Origin of the sequence: Faecalispora anaeroviscerum (assembly GCF_947568225.1) — a bacterium.
GTDB classification, from domain to species: Bacteria; Bacillota; Clostridia; order Oscillospirales; family Acutalibacteraceae; genus Faecalispora; species Faecalispora anaeroviscerum.
On record NZ_CANOOQ010000001.1, the window covers coordinates 813,623 to 828,253 of the forward strand.

A 14,631-nucleotide genomic window follows, 5' to 3' on the forward strand; every position below is an offset into this window, starting at 1 on the left:
CGGAGGGATACGATGGATTATTTCTTTTATGACCGAACGTATTTTATCTTTATTCTGCCTGCGCTGATCATTTCTATGATGGCTCAGTTGCAGGTGCAGTCCGCTTTTCAAAAGTATTCCCAGATGCCAAATCATAGAAACCTGACGGGAGCAGAGGCGGCCCGCCAGGTTTTGCGCTTTCATGAGATTACCAACGTGCCAATTCAGCCGATTAGCGGCCAGCTGACCGACCATTACGACCCCAGAAATAACAGCATCAGCCTAAGTCAGCCAGTTTACGGCATGACCACTATTTCTGCGGTTGGTGTGGCGGCTCATGAGGCGGGGCACGCGGTGCAGTACGCGCACGGATATGTTCCGATCAAGCTACGGGCACTTCTTGTTCCCGCTGTGAATTACTCTTCTAGGTTAGCGATTCCGCTGATCCTGGTCGGGCTGTTCCTGCCGCTTCAGTTTGAGGCTGTGATCTATGCCGGAATCGCTCTGTACAGCATGGCGGTGCTTTTTTCGCTTTTGACCCTGCCAGTGGAGTTTAACGCCAGCGCCCGGGCCATCAGCGCATTAGAGCGTTCCGGTATGCTTACGGAAGAAGAGCTGCAAGGGGCGTCCAAAGTGCTTCGAGCCGCCGCAATGACCTATGTGGCCGCGGCCTTTGCCTCTATTCTCTCCCTGCTTCGCCTGTTGGCGATTGCGGGAAATCGAAGGAGATAACGCATGACACCAAATGCCAGAACAGCAGCCTTACAGGCCTTGCTTCATGTGGATGAAAACGAAGGATATTCCAATATTGTGATCGACAAAACACTGCGCCGCTTTTCGCTCGAACCCCGCGATGCCGCTCTGGCCACCGCGCTTTTTTATGGAGTGCTGGAGCGCCGTATTACGCTGGACTATGTAATCGAGACCTTTTCCCAAAATCCGGAGCAGATTCTTTCTTCTACTGTACGTGAGATTTTGCGGATTGGGGTATATCAGATCCTTTATATGGAAAAAATACCAAAATCAGCCGCAGTGAACGAAGCGGTGAAGTGCGCGAAAGAAAATGGAGCTGTAAAGGCCTCTGGCTTTATTAACGGGCTTCTACGCTCTATATTGCGTGCAGAACAGCCTCTCAGTCTCCCAGATGAAAAGCGGCAGCCGCTAAGAGCGCTTTCGGTTCGCTATTCCTGCCCGGAATGGCTGATTTCTCTTTGGATAAAGGCCTATGGAGAGCCGATGTGCCGCTCGATTTTAGACAGTCTTTCCCAAAAAGCGCCAATTTACGCGCGTGTGAACACGGTGAAAATTACCGCGGAAGAGCTGATTCAACGGCTGGAACAAGAAGGTGTAAAGGCAAACGCAATTACACTTGTGCCAGATGCCTTGGTGCTGCATAACACTGGCTCCGTCGCCGCTTTGGAGAGCTTTCAGGAGGGTCTGTTTCATATTCAGGACCTTTCTTCGCAGCTTTGCTGCGCGCTGATTGATCCGCAACCCGGTCAGCGGGTGCTTGATGTATGTGCCGCGCCGGGCGGAAAGTCGTTCACTATGGCGGAACGAATGGAAAACCGGGGCGAGCTGCTCGCCTTTGATAAATACAGGGGAAAGATCGGGCTGATCCGTCAGGGAGCAGAGCGGATGGGGCTCTCTGTCATCCGGGCCAGTATTCGCGATGCGGCAGAGCCGAGGGAGGCCTTGGCCCCTGCGAACCGTGTGCTGTGTGACGCACCCTGCTCGGGCCTCGGCATTATCCGCAGAAAGCCCGAGATTCGCTATAAGCCTCAGGCTTCTCTTGACAGCCTGCCTGATTTGCAGTACCTTATACTTTGTAGATCTTCCGGGCTGGTAGAGCCAGACGGCCTTTTATTCTATTCTACCTGTACGCTGAATCCCGCGGAAAATGACGCGGTCGCGGCGCGCTTTTTAAAGGATCACCCGGAATTTGAGCCCGAGCCTCTCAGCCTGCCGAACACCTTCCGGCGGGCTATCCAAGAGCCGGAGCATCAGGTAACGCTGTTGCCGCCGGTCCACGGCACAGACGGCTTTTTTATTGCGGCCTTCCGCCGCCGACGGGAGTAAGAATATGGCACGGGAAGAAATCAATTCAATGACGGAAGACGAAATACGTCAAGAGTTCGCAGCAGAAGGGTGGCCGGCTTTTCGGTCACGGCAGGTGTACCAGTGGCTGCACCGCGGTGTTGAAAGCTTCGACGAAATGACGGATCAGTCCAAGCAAACCCGTCAGCTTCTGGAGGAAAAATATTACATCTCTGTAGCATCTATTGAAAAGAAACTCGTTTCTCAATATGATAATACTATTAAATATCTCTTTCGTTTTGCGGACGGAGAAATGGTGGAAAGCGTTTTAATGCAGTACCACCATGGCTATACCATTTGCATCTCCACACAGGTAGGCTGCAAAATGGGGTGTACCTTTTGCGCTACTGGACAAAGCGGGTTTTCTCGGAACCTGACGCCGGCCGAAATGCTGGCACAGATTCAGGCGGCCCAGAAAGACGCAGGCCAGCGCATCTCTAATATTGTGCTCATGGGAATGGGAGAACCGCTGGATAATTATGAAAATGTGTTGCGGTTTTTAGATCTTGTTTCTTCGGAGCATGGCCTGAATATCGGCATGCGGCACATTTCCCTTTCTACCTGCGGAGTGGTGGACAAAATTTATGATCTGGCTGATCGAAAACTGCAACTAACCCTCTCGGTTTCCTTGCATGCGCCGAACGATAGCATTCGCTCGCAGACCATGCCTGTAAACCGCAGGTGGGGAGTGGATGAGCTGCTAAAGGCGTGCAAATACTATTCGGAACAGACCCACCGGCGCATTTCGTTTGAATATGCGATGATCAGCGGGGTCAACGATAGCGACACCTGTGCTAAGGAGCTGGCGGGGAAGCTTCGAGGCACACTTTCTCATATCAATCTTATTCCTGTCAATCAGGTAACGGGAACAGGATACCACAGCGCGTCTGTGGAACGACAGCGGGCATTCATCCGTATTTTAGAAAAGAGTGGCCTGACAGCCACGGTGCGGAGAACACTCGGCTCAGATATTAACGCTTCCTGCGGACAGCTCAGACGCAGACGGCAAGAGGAGGTGACCGGTCTTTGAAACTATTCAGTAAAACCGACGTTGGCCTTGTAAGGCAATCCAACGAAGACGCCTGTGCCGGGGAACTTTTTGCGCCGGACCGGGCATGGGCTGTTGTTTGTGACGGAATGGGCGGCGCGGCCGGCGGCAATATAGCCAGCAGTCTCGCCGTACAGAAAATTGCAGACACAATGACCACCGAGGCCCTGAATCAGACAGATGAGATCCATTTTAAGGAGCTGATGGCTCAGGCGGTCGGAGAAGCCAATACGGCAGTCTATCACCTTGCCAAAGAGCAGGAAGAGCTGCGCGGCATGGGTACTACTGTTGTGCTGGTTGTGGCCAAAGAGCAAAGGGTTTATATTGTGCACGCCGGCGACAGCCGAGCGTATCTCATTTTGTCTGATGGAACCGTCCGGCAGATTACGGTCGATCATTCTATTGTACAGGAACTGCTTGACAAGGGTGATTTGACCGAGCAGCAGGCTCAGACACATCCTCAGAAAAACATCATCACAAGAGCGCTCGGCGTTCTGCCCGTGGTGGATGTCGACTACATGGAAGAGTCGTTTCCGCAGGGGGCAAGGCTTTTGATTTGCACAGATGGCTTGTCAAATTATGTCGGAACCCAGCAGATTTCTCAGCTGTCAACGGAGCTGGACGCAAAGGGCTTCTGTGATCAGTTGATAGCGTCTGCGAACCGTGCAGGCGGTGGCGACAATATAACGGTTGTCGTAATCGAAAACTGACCATGTGATTGGAGTGATACTTGTTGGATAAGTATACCGGAAAAAGGCTGGACGGCCGTTATGAAATCCATGAATTGATCGGTGTTGGCGGAATGGCGCTGGTATACCGTGCTTACGATCAAATTGATGACCGTACGGTAGCCATTAAGATTTTAAAAGATGAATTTTTAGGGAACGAGGATTTCATTCGCCGCTTTAAAAATGAATCCAAGGCGATTGCTGTTTTGTCCCATCCTAACATTGTAAAGGTGTATGATGTTAGCTTTGGGGATCAGATTCAGTACATTGTGATGGAATATATCGATGGAATCACGCTGCGGGAATATCTGGATCAGCAGAAGGAAATCAAATGGAAAGAAGCGATCCATTTTACCGTGCAGATTTTGCGTGCGTTGCAGCATGCGCATGAAAAGGGCATTATTCACCGCGACATTAAGCCACAGAACATTATGCTGTTGCAGGACGGCACTATTAAGGTCACCGATTTCGGCATTGCGCGTTTTTCCAGAAATGAAACGCGCACCATGACCGACAAGGCGATCGGCTCGGTGCATTATATCGCGCCGGAACAGGCCAGGGGAGATCTGACGGATGAAAAGGCAGACATCTATTCCGTCGGCGTAATGCTGTACGAAATGATTACAGGTCAGCTCCCGTTTGAGGCGGACAACGCGGTCTCGGTCGCCATCATGCAGCTTCAGGCAGACCCACGCCCGCCCAAGGACATTAACCCCGCCATTCCCGACGGCCTCGAGGAAATAACGCTGAAAGCCATGCAGAAGGATCCTTCTCAACGGTACCAATCCGCGGCGGAAATGCTGCGTGATATTGAGCAGTTCCGTCGGAATCCGAGTATCAGCTTTCAGTATAAATATTTTATCGATGAAAAGCCGACCAAGTACGTGGACGCCATCAATACGGTGCGCGGCACGGAAATGGCAAACTATAATGACAATTATGCCTATGAGGAAGAATATTCCCGCGGCAAAAAGAAGAAAAAGTCCACAGCTACGCTGGTTGTCAGCGGTGTTTTGACCGCATTTCTGCTGGCGGCAGTGGTGTTTGGCATCATGGCTCTCACCCGTAGCTGCAGCACGCAGGAGGTGGCCGATGTCGATCTGCCGGACTTCGTTGGGCAGAAGCTCTCCGACATTCAGTCAGACGAAAAGTACAAGGATTTCCAGTTTAAAATCGAGTATTCCGAGGATTCCACCAAGGATGCCGGAATTGTTCTCGATCAGAACCCCAAGGGAACAAAAAAAGTGAAAGCCAATGCCGAAATTACACTGACCGTCAACGGAGAAAGCCAGACCGTGACGATTCCGCCGGTAAAAGGGCTGACACAGGCGGAGGCCGAAGAAAAGCTGAAAGCTCTGAACCTGCAGTATGAAGTATACCAGGTAGAGGACGACCAGACCGCCGCAGGCTATGTGAAAGATGTTGTTCCTGCCGAAGGGACAGAGGTTGCGGTGAGCGGAACCGTCGTTAAGCTGTATGTCAGCAAGGGTCCCTCCTCCACGGAGGTCAGCGTTCCGTCTGTGATCGGTAAAAACCTGGATGCGGCGAAAACCGATATTCTGGCGGTCGGCCTGACGGTGGATTCTGAAATCACTTATGTGGACGACAGCGATAAGGCCGAGGGTGTTGTTATTGAAACCTCTCCGCTTCCGGGTGTGAAGGTTGCCAAGGGTACGCCGGTGAAAGTCAGCGTCAGCTCCGGCAAGAAGAGCGAAAAGACGATTGATATTTACGTGCAGCTGCCTTCGCAGGTCACGCATGATATTGCGCTGAAAGCTTATCTGGACGGTACCCTGTATTCGGAAAAAACGGTGAATCCCTCCTATAACAGCGTATACCAGATGAGCTTTAAAGGAACCTCCGGACAGAAAACGCTGATCATTCAGCTGGACGGCCAGAAATACAACACATTCCTGCTGGATTTCGACACGGGTACTCCGCGCCAGACAGAGAGCTATACGTATCAGGAGCCGGACAACAGCTCCGCCAGCGGAATTACGAGGGCACCTTAATGAAAATGGAACGTGGACTATTGCGAAAAGGAATCGGCGGCTTCTATTATGTAGAAGCCGCCGATACAATCTATGAAGCCAAAGCGCGCGGGATTTTTCGAAAAAGAGGGATCACACCTTTGGCAGGAGATATTGTTGACCTCAGTATTGAGGACGATGGCACGTGCACTATTGAAGCAATAGGGGAGAGAAAGAATTTTCTGATCCGCCCTCCAATCGCCAATCTGGATCAACTGTTTCTGGTCGTGTCGATCCTGCACCCGTCTCCGAATCTGTTGGTACTGGACAAAATGCTGGCCGGCGTGGAGGAAAAGGGAATTGCGCCGGTTATCGTGTTTTCCAAAACCGATCTGGAAGATTGCGGCGAATACCTTGCAATTTACGAAAAAACTGGCATCCCGGTGCTGACGGTGTCTTCCATTACAGGGGATGGAGTGGACCGAGTGCGTGAGCTGCTTCAGGGGAAGCTGTCTGCCTTTTCTGGGAATTCGGGCGTGGGAAAATCTTCCCTTTTAAACCGCTTAGATGAACACTTGGGCCTGGCAACGGCGGAGATCAGCCAGAAGCTGGGGCGTGGGCGCCACACCACCCGCCAGGTGGAGCTGTTAAAGCTGGGGCCGGATACCTACGTGGCGGATACCCCGGGCTTTTCTTCTGTGGATATGCTCCAGACCGAGATGATTCATAAAGAAAATCTGGCATACGATTTTCGGGAATTCGTGCCGTACCTGAATCAATGCCGGTTCCCCTCCTGTTCCCACACAAAAGAAAAAGGCTGTGCGGTTCTGGCCGCCCTGCGGGACGGTAAAATCACTGCATCACGGCATCAAAGCTATGTTACAATGTACGATGAAATCAAAAACATTAAGGAATGGGAACTGAAATGAAAACTTGCGTGATTATCGGTGCTGTTCCGGTAGAGAACCGGAGGCTGATAGAGGAATACTGCGCCGATGCTTTTGTAATCTGTGCAGATGGTGGACTGGACGTGGCGGCACAATACGGAATTGTGCCGGATCTGCTCGTGGGAGATTTTGATTCCGCGCAGTCACAGCCGCCGCAGGGCGTGGAAACCATCCGTCTGCCGGTGCATAAAGACGATACGGATACCATGTTTGCCATTCGCGAGGCCATCCGCCGCGGCTACCAGGAATTGATTCTTTTGGGTGCTTTAGGCGGCGAGCGCTTTGACCATTCTTATGCGGCACTTTGTGCGCTGCAGTTTATTGCCATGCAGAATTGCCGCGGTGTACTGGTTGGCGATCACTGTCAGGTGTTCGTACTTTCCAGCGGGCGGCTGCGCCTGCGTGACATGGCCGGGCAGACCATTTCAGTATTCCCGTTCGGCACCCCCAGCTGTATGGTTACGTATCAGGGACTGGAGTATCCTTTGAGCCGCCACACCCTGTATTCACAGGATCCGCTCGGCGTCAGCAACCGAATTACTGAGCCTCTGGCCGAAATCATTCTGCATTCGGGCATTGCTTTAATTATAGTGATTGAGGAAGCATAATGTGCATTTACTCCCCCGCCGAAGGCGGGGGAGTAAATAATATCATTTTGATGTGGCCTTGTCGTACAGGAACCAAATTTCTAATTGCGTATATACTGTAGTAAGGCGGAATCAAAAAGGGCCTTACTCTGAATATAGGCGGTGGAATGTATGCGAAAAGGGTGCAAATGCAGAGGCGGTCTTGGAGCTTACTCCGTTGCCTTTGGCTTAGGTATGGTGCTTTCCTGTTTTCTGCCGATCGGGCTCACCATGTTTATCATGGCCGTTCTGCTGGTGGCGCTGGGCATTGCACTGCTGCGCTGCTGAACATAATTAGGAGGTCTGTACGATGAAAGTAGTAGTAGTAAGAAGCTCCGGGTTCTTTGGTTTCATTTTGAGAAAGATGTTTGGAATCCCCAAATCCCGCGAGGAACAATAAGCCCTCGGCCTGGCAAAATGATCGTCAGCTTCAGGTTTCGATTCATAACAGAAAACACTAAAAACACAAAAAAGAGCAGACTGCGGTCGGCTCTTTTTTGTTACCCTTTTATTCCACCACAGGGCATATCATACTTTCTTACTCCTGCTGATTCAGCTTTCTGCTAAGCGTTTCCCGGGCAATCCCTAAATAATTCGCAATTTCTTTGCGACTCAGCGGCAAAATCAACAAGGGTCCCGGTTCTCTGTATCTTAAAGAATAAAGGGAATTTATAAGTCAGATAGGCATAGATCATACTGATAAAAGATTGACAATCAAGGAAGATTCTGCTATTATTTTAGTTAGTTATATCTAACTAAAGGAAAGGATATGATTTGTTGAAGAGGTTTGTATGGCTGAATCCGGTATCAGTAGCGATGTACGGCGAAGAATATTTGCTCGGTCAATTGAAGACAAAAGGGGTAGAAGCGGTGGAATGCCGGCTGAATCACATTGATTCTGTCCGTGAAAAGTACTGGCAGGTTATAAGTCAAACAGACCGCTGTATTGCGGATATGCGATGTCCCCTTGCGGTGGACTATGTAAAAAAGCGGTATGCGCCGGATTTTTTGGAGTACCCGCCCATTGAACCGATTTTGCTGCATTGTGCAAGAGAACTGCACCAGCAATTTTCGGGGCAGGGGGAACTTTTGGTCACCACACCATGCAGCGCCTTAAAGGAACTGGGGACAAGCCTACATCTGCCGGGCGTGGAATTTCTAACCTTCCTGGAGTTGGCCGCACGATACCATATTCCATTACATAGAAAGCAATTGGAAGCAAGTCCGATTCCTCCAGGCTTTTTTTCGGAACTGGGTGATGCGGTAAAAATTTTGGACAGCCGCGAGAAGATTGACCACTACTTTTCTGAACCAATCCCCGGGGCGCATCCCGCACTTTTGGAGATGCTCTATTGCAAGGCGGGCTGTCACCATGGCGACGGAGTATGGGAGGGAGCAGAATGAAGCAGGCTCTAAAATCTATTCTGCCCGTGGCTGTTCTGCTGGCCCTGTGGCAGGCGGCCGCCTCAGCCAAAATATGGAGCGAATATGTACTGCCAAGCCCTGAGCGGGTATTACGTGCCTTTGCTACAATGATTCAGAGCGGCGTTCTGTTTGAGCATATCTGGGTCAGTTTCTGCCGCGTACTGACAGGCTTTTCCATTGCCTTTGCGCTGGCATTTCTTCTGGGCCTTCTGGCTGGACTTCGCCCCAATTCCTCCGTGTACTATAACCATATCGTGGAGTTTTTACGCAATGTGCCGCCGCTAAGCATCATCGCTCTTTTGATTCTGTGGTTCGGCATCGGGGAAACCTCCAAGATCATTATTATCGTACTGGCCTCGTTTTTCCCGATGTTCCTGAACATCAAGAAGGGCCTCTCTTCCTGCGACCCCAAGCTGGTAGAGGTAGGGCACTCCCTGAATTTTACACAGGGGCAAATCTTTCGAAGAATCCTATTCCCCAATGCTCTGCCGGATATTTTGGTCGGCATGCGCGTGGGGATGGGATACAGCTGGCGCGCCATTATCGGCGCGGAAATGATTGCGGCAGCCAGCGGGCTGGGGTACATGATTCTCGACGCACAGCAGATGTCCCGCTCAGACAAGGTAATCGTGGGCATTTTTGTCATCGGGATCGCGGGGTATCTTTGCGACCGGCTGTTCTCACTGGTCATCAAAAAAACGCTGCATGGGGGTGTTGACAATAGCTGGAGCTAAGGTAGAAAACCTGTACAAAAGCTTTCAGGTAGCCGGGAAGGAACTGCCGGTACTGCAAAACCTGACAGCGGAATTTTCCGAGCAAAGCATCACCGTGATTTTAGGCAGAAGCGGCTGCGGCAAAACGACCCTGCTGCGGATTTTGGCCGGGTTCGAGCCGTGGAACAGCGGAGAAGTCGTTACCCCGGCCAAGGAGAAAATCGGGATGGTTTTTCAGGAACCGCGGCTGATGCCGTGGCTGACCGTCTGGAAGAACATCACCTTTGGCGTGCCGAAAGAACGCCTGGATGCTGCCTCGGTTGATCGCCTGATCAGCATGACCGGGCTAACCGGGTTTGAAAAGGCATATCCGTCGCAGCTCTCTGGCGGAATGCAGCAAAGAGCCGCGCTGGCCCGGGCACTGGCCTACGACCCGGAGCTGATTTTAATGGATGAACCGTTCGCCGCGTTGGATCATTTTACTCGCGAATCCATGCAGAAGGAACTGATCCAAATTTTTTCTCAGCAGAAAAAGAGCATCATCTTCGTCACACACAGCGTGGATGAGGCTCTTTTGATCGGACAGAAAATTCTGGTGCTGAACCCGGGCGGTGCGGCACAGGAATATCTTTTGTCCCAATATCATTATCCGAGAGATCTGCTTTCCTCTGAATTAATCGGAAGGAAAAAAGAGATTCTCAGGGCAATCCAATAAAAAAGGAGCAAATACAATGAAACGAATCCTCTCTGTCCTTTTGTCCGCGGCAATCGCTGCGGCTTCTCTCGCAGGGTGCGCGTCCGGCGCCCAATCCAGCCAGGCCGAAACCTCTCAGCCCGTCTCTTCGGCGGCGACGGAGTTTACCGTAAAAAAAATTGGTGTTACTTATGTCAAATCCCCGCTGAACGTCCCTTCCATCGTTGAAAAAGAAAAGGGCATTTTTACAAAGGCTTTTGAAGAATATGGCCTGACCGTGGAATATTCTAATCTGACAGCCGGCCCAGAACAGACACAGGCTCTAGCCTCCGGCGATATTCAGTTTCTGTATGCGGTGGGTGCCACCTCGGTGATTCTGTCCGCCTCCAACGGTGCGGATATTAAGATTATCAGCACTTACAGCCGTTCTCCCGAAGCCTTCCGCATATTTGCGGGCAAAGACAGCAAAATTCAGTCTGCGGCAGATTTAAAGGGAAAGAAAATTGCTGGCCCCAAGGGCACGATTCTGCATGAGCTGATGGTTGCCTACCTTGCCACCGCCGGGTTGACCGAAAAGGATGTGGAGTTTGTCTCCATGAGCATTCCGGATGCACAGGCTGCATTGGTGGGAGGCACGGTAGACTGCGCGCTGCTGGCTGGCCCGACCGCTTATAACATGGCGAAGGACGGCTATAAAATCGTCACCACCGGAAAGGGCCTTGTAGATGCTACCATCGTCGTGGCCACCAGCCAGTCTTTCTATGACAAGAACCCTTTGCTGGTTAAACGCTTTTTAGAGGCAGAGGATCAAATTCAGTCCTACATGAAAGAAAATCCTGAAGAAATTTTGAAAATAACCGCAAAGGCGACGGAACTGAGCATCGACGCGGTGAAAGAGATGTACCCCATGTATGATTTCAGCTCAGAGATTACCGACGCAGACATCGCCTCCATGAAAAAGACGGAGCAATTTATGAAAAAGAACGCAATGATCGAAAATGATGTGGATATTAATCAGCTCATTTTGAAAGTAAAATAAGGATTGATTAGAAGGTTCTTCAGGCCGGAATGGAACAAAGCCCCCAATTGTTAGACAGTACCATGTACTGAATAACGTTGAGGGCTTCTTTTTCTGTTTTGATTTAGCATATCCGGGACAGGATGCGAATAGAAATTAGGTAGAAACAGGAAAAGGAGAGAAACTCTATGGAGTATACACTCAACCGGCAGTCCATCTGCGCAAGTGAGATCATATTTGACGGCTGCCAGGAACAGCCGATCGACCTGGATTTCAGCCTTCCTGATTATTGCCCGGATATTCAACGCATCCTGAAATGCCAGGTTTGCCCCCGCATTACCAGCAGGAGCATCATCGGGGATCACCTGGAAATAGAGGGCTCTGCAGCGATTAAGGTAATCTATCTGGATTCCGGCGGTGGCTGTATCCGGTGCTGTGAAAATGTCAAACCGTTTTCTGCATCAATCCCGCTGAAAAAGCAGGCCGATAACGCTGTGATATTTACCAGCTCGCGTGTGGAATACATCAACTGCCGGGCGACAAGCCCGCGCCGTTTGGATATTCACGGGGCATTTTCCATTTGCGCCAAGGTAGCCGAAAAGGTAAACAATGACTTCGTAAGCAATATTGAAGGGGAAGATGTTCAGCAAAAGCAGGAGCAAATCCCGGCCAGTCAGGTGACGTCGATTGCGCAGCAGCAGTTTTCTGTTTCTGAGGTGTTGGAGATCAGCGACAGCAAGCCGCCGGCCAATACAATCATTCGCTCCGGCGCCACGGCAAATATTTCGGATTACAAGGTGGTTTCCGGCAAGCTGATTGTTAAGGGAGAAGTGAGCGTTAAGCTTTTGTATGCTCCCGAATCGGACGATATGCTTCCCGAGGCGATGGAATACGTGATTCCATACAGCCAAATGGTGGATGGCGACGGGTTGGAGGAGGGGAACGTCTGCGATGTCAGCGTCAATGTGCTGAGCAATGACCTACAAATCAAAAGTGACTCATCCGGAGAAAACACACTGTTTGAAGCCGAAATCCGCCTGGCTGCCAACCTGATGGCATACGAAGACACCGAAATCGCCATTGTAACGGACGCCTATTCCACTCAGTTTGACCTGGAAACCCAGGCGCAATCGAAACCGGTCTTCCGGCTGATCGAGATGATCAGCGATTCTGTTACGCAAAAGAACAGCTTCGACATCGGCGAAGGCGGAATCACAAAGGTTATCGATGTTTGGAATGAAATCAGCAGTGTTTCCGCAGAGGAAGAAGAGAACCAAATTCGTTTTACCGGTAAGCTGAATCTGTGTATTCTCGCACTCAACGCACAGGAAAAGCCTTTCTATTTTGAACGGGTCGTCGATTTCACCGGCAGCCATGAGTGGCGCAAAAAAGAGGGTGGAGTTTTCTGTGCTCCCCGGGTAGAGGTCAGCAATATCAGCTTCCGTATTACCGGCGGCACAGGCATTGAGGTAAAAGCCGAGCTGAAGCTGACCGCCGCCGTGTTCCAATCCAGCAGCCACAGAATGATTGCAGGTGCAAGCGCAGACGAAACCAAAACGCGCAAAAAAGATACCTCTGCTGCTTTGACCATCTATTTTGCAGACGCGGGAGAAAGCCTTTGGGAGATTGCCCGCCGCTACTGCACGTCGGTCTCTGCAATTCAGAAAGAAAATGAGCTGGAGGAAGATTTTGCTGAGAATAGGGGGATGCTTTTAATACCAATGTAAGCGATCCCAAAAATAAAATTCTCTGCCTGAGGGGGAGGTAAAATGGAAGAGCGCAATATTTATCAAGATATTTCGGAACGCACCAACGGTGATATTTATATTGGTGTGGTCGGTCCGGTTCGCACGGGCAAATCTACCTTTATCAAAAAATTCATGGATACCATCGTAATCCCCAATATGGACGAAAACAGCCGGCGTGATCGCGCGATTGATGAAATGCCTCAGTCTGCCGCGGGCCGCACTATTATGACGACGGAACCCAAGTTTATTCCGGAGCAGGCGGTTACCGTACATATTGACGACAGCGCGACGTTCCGCGTGCGCATGATCGACTGTGTGGGGTACATCGTTCCCAGCGCGCTGGGGTATATTGAAAATGATCTGCCACGCATGATTCGCACCCCATGGTACGACGAGCCGATCCCCTTCAATATGGCGGCGGAAATCGGCACGCAAAAGGTGATTACGGAGCATTCCACGATCGGGCTGCTCATCACAACAGACGGCAGCATCAGCGAAATTCCCCGGGAAGAGTATGAAGAGGCGGAAGAGCGTGTCGTTTCGGAGCTCAAAGAGATCAAAAAGCCCTTCATCATGCTTCTGAACTGCACAAATCCTACCGCGCCGGAGTCTCAAGCTCTGGCGGAAAACATGCAGAAAAAATATAAGGTTCCCGTGCAGCCGGTCAACTGCCTCGAACTGAACGAAAAGGAAATCCGCGAGGTTCTGGCAAAGATTTTGTTTGAGTTCCCGGTCAAAGAGATCAAAATTGAAATGCCGCATTGGCTTTCCACACTCGACAAGAAACATTGGCTGCGCTCTGCGATCTTCCAGATCATTCAGCAGTCCGCCACGAAAATCTCTCGCATCCGCGAGGTTGGCGGCCTGGTGGACGATGTTTCGAAATGTGAGCATGTCAGCGCCGCACAAACCCTTTCCGTTGATCTGGGAACCGGCTGTGCCAGAGTTGGAATCCAGCTGAAAACCGACCTGTTCTACCGTATTCTCGGCGAGCAGACGGGGCTGGAGCTTCACAACGAGGGCGAACTGCTTTCGTCTGTTCTGGAGCTGGCAAGGATTAAGATGGAGTATGATAAAATTCGCGACGCCTACCAGGATGTTCTGGATACCGGCTACGGAATCGTGATGCCGACGATTGACGAACTGAGTCTGGAAGAGCCGGAAATCATCAAGCAGGGCGGCAAATACGGCATCCGCCTCAAAGCAGCCGCACCTTCGGTTCATATGATCCGCACCAGAATCACAACCGAGCTGACACCCATCGTAGGCTCCGAGCAGCAATCCGAAGAGCTTGTCATGTACATGATGAAGGAGTTTGAGGAAAGCCCCGGAAAAATCTGGGAGTCGAATATTTTCGGCAAATCCCTGCATGAGCTGGTCAACGAGGGAATGCATAACAAGCTGTACCGCATGCCGGCCGACGCGCGTGACAAGATGAAGGAAACGATCGAACGAATTATCAACGACGGCTGCAACGGACTCATTTGCATCATTCTATAACGCAACGCGATCACTTCGCTCCCGAGGAGCGAGTTGATTCATTTCACCCCAAACAGAGAAAACCGCGCTTTGCTTTGGTCATCATCAGGCCAAAGCAAAGCGCGGTTTTTCTTTGTTATTTTGCAGCCATACACCACA

The 14,631-nt window shown here is 50.9% G+C and carries 15 protein-coding genes; 14 read left to right on the top strand and 1 reads right to left on the bottom strand.

Annotated elements, in window-relative coordinates; all coding sequences use genetic code 11:
- Positions 1-12 precede the first annotated feature (12 nt).
- From QOS46_RS04020 to QOS46_RS04055, 8 genes are all read left to right on the top strand, one after another.
- The gene (locus QOS46_RS04020) at positions 13-711 is read left to right on the top strand and encodes a zinc metallopeptidase (protein WP_283607443.1); all 699 of its coding nucleotides are present in this window, start codon (positions 13-15) and stop codon (positions 709-711) included.
- A gap of 3 nt (positions 712-714) precedes the next feature.
- Positions 715-2,058, top strand: coding sequence for a 16S rRNA (cytosine(967)-C(5))-methyltransferase RsmB (rsmB, locus tag QOS46_RS04025; protein WP_283607444.1), 1,344 nt, complete (start codon positions 715-717; stop codon positions 2,056-2,058).
- Positions 2,059-2,062: 4 nt separating this feature from the next.
- Complete coding sequence (rlmN, locus tag QOS46_RS04030) at positions 2,063-3,106, top strand: 23S rRNA (adenine(2503)-C(2))-methyltransferase RlmN (protein ID WP_283607445.1); 1,044 nt, start codon at positions 2,063-2,065, stop codon at positions 3,104-3,106.
- Entirely contained in the window at positions 3,103-3,834 is a 732-nt protein-coding gene (locus QOS46_RS04035; RefSeq protein WP_283607446.1) for a Stp1/IreP family PP2C-type Ser/Thr phosphatase, read from the top strand. The genes rlmN and QOS46_RS04035 overlap by 4 nt, the downstream gene beginning before the upstream one ends.
- Positions 3,835-3,857: 23 nt before the next feature.
- Positions 3,858-5,864, top strand: coding sequence for a Stk1 family PASTA domain-containing Ser/Thr kinase (gene pknB, locus QOS46_RS04040; RefSeq protein ID WP_283607447.1), 2,007 nt, complete (start codon positions 3,858-3,860; stop codon positions 5,862-5,864).
- Positions 5,864-6,751: a ribosome small subunit-dependent GTPase A gene (gene rsgA, locus QOS46_RS04045; protein WP_283607448.1), complete on the top strand. Its 888-nt coding sequence runs from the start codon at positions 5,864-5,866 to the stop codon at positions 6,749-6,751. Before pknB ends, rsgA begins: the two co-directional genes overlap by 1 nt.
- Positions 6,748-7,377, top strand: coding sequence for a thiamine diphosphokinase (locus QOS46_RS04050; protein ID WP_283607449.1), 630 nt, complete (start codon positions 6,748-6,750; stop codon positions 7,375-7,377). Before rsgA ends, QOS46_RS04050 begins: the two co-directional genes overlap by 4 nt.
- 150 nt (positions 7,378-7,527) lie before the next feature.
- Positions 7,528-7,683 carry a hypothetical protein gene (locus tag QOS46_RS04055; protein ID WP_283607450.1) on the top strand — a complete coding sequence of 52 codons (156 nt, stop codon included), beginning with the start codon at positions 7,528-7,530 and terminating at the stop codon, positions 7,681-7,683.
- Positions 7,684-7,933: 250 nt separating this feature from the next.
- Here the strand turns inward: QOS46_RS04055 and QOS46_RS04060 are convergent, their stop codons facing one another.
- On the bottom strand, positions 7,934-8,068 hold the full coding sequence (locus QOS46_RS04060; RefSeq protein WP_283610764.1) for a helix-turn-helix domain-containing protein: 135 nt from the start codon (positions 8,066-8,068) through the stop codon (positions 7,934-7,936).
- Between the two features lie 104 nt (positions 8,069-8,172).
- Here QOS46_RS04060 and QOS46_RS04065 point away from each other — a divergent pair, with 104 nt between their 5' ends.
- The 6 genes from QOS46_RS04065 (at position 8,173) to spoIVA (ending at position 14,493) form a co-directional block, all read left to right on the top strand.
- Positions 8,173-8,799 carry a hypothetical protein gene (locus QOS46_RS04065; protein WP_283607451.1) on the top strand — a complete coding sequence of 209 codons (627 nt, stop codon included), beginning with the start codon at positions 8,173-8,175 and terminating at the stop codon, positions 8,797-8,799.
- A complete protein-coding gene (locus QOS46_RS04070) occupies positions 8,796-9,554 on the top strand; it encodes an ABC transporter permease (RefSeq protein ID WP_283607452.1) in 759 nt (252 codons plus the stop codon). Before QOS46_RS04065 ends, QOS46_RS04070 begins: the two co-directional genes overlap by 4 nt.
- Positions 9,526-10,248, top strand: coding sequence for an ABC transporter ATP-binding protein (locus tag QOS46_RS04075; RefSeq protein ID WP_283607453.1), 723 nt, complete (start codon positions 9,526-9,528; stop codon positions 10,246-10,248). The genes QOS46_RS04070 and QOS46_RS04075 overlap by 29 nt, the downstream gene beginning before the upstream one ends.
- A gap of 16 nt (positions 10,249-10,264) precedes the next feature.
- Positions 10,265-11,266: an ABC transporter substrate-binding protein gene (locus QOS46_RS04080; RefSeq protein ID WP_283607454.1), complete on the top strand. Its 1,002-nt coding sequence runs from the start codon at positions 10,265-10,267 to the stop codon at positions 11,264-11,266.
- 167 nt (positions 11,267-11,433) lie between these two features.
- Positions 11,434-12,972, top strand: coding sequence for a DUF3794 and LysM peptidoglycan-binding domain-containing protein (locus tag QOS46_RS04085; protein WP_283607455.1), 1,539 nt, complete (start codon positions 11,434-11,436; stop codon positions 12,970-12,972).
- A 42-nt stretch (positions 12,973-13,014) separates the two neighbouring features.
- On the top strand, positions 13,015-14,493 hold the full coding sequence (spoIVA, locus tag QOS46_RS04090; protein WP_283607456.1) for a stage IV sporulation protein A: 1,479 nt from the start codon (positions 13,015-13,017) through the stop codon (positions 14,491-14,493).
- Positions 14,494-14,631 lie beyond the last annotated feature (138 nt).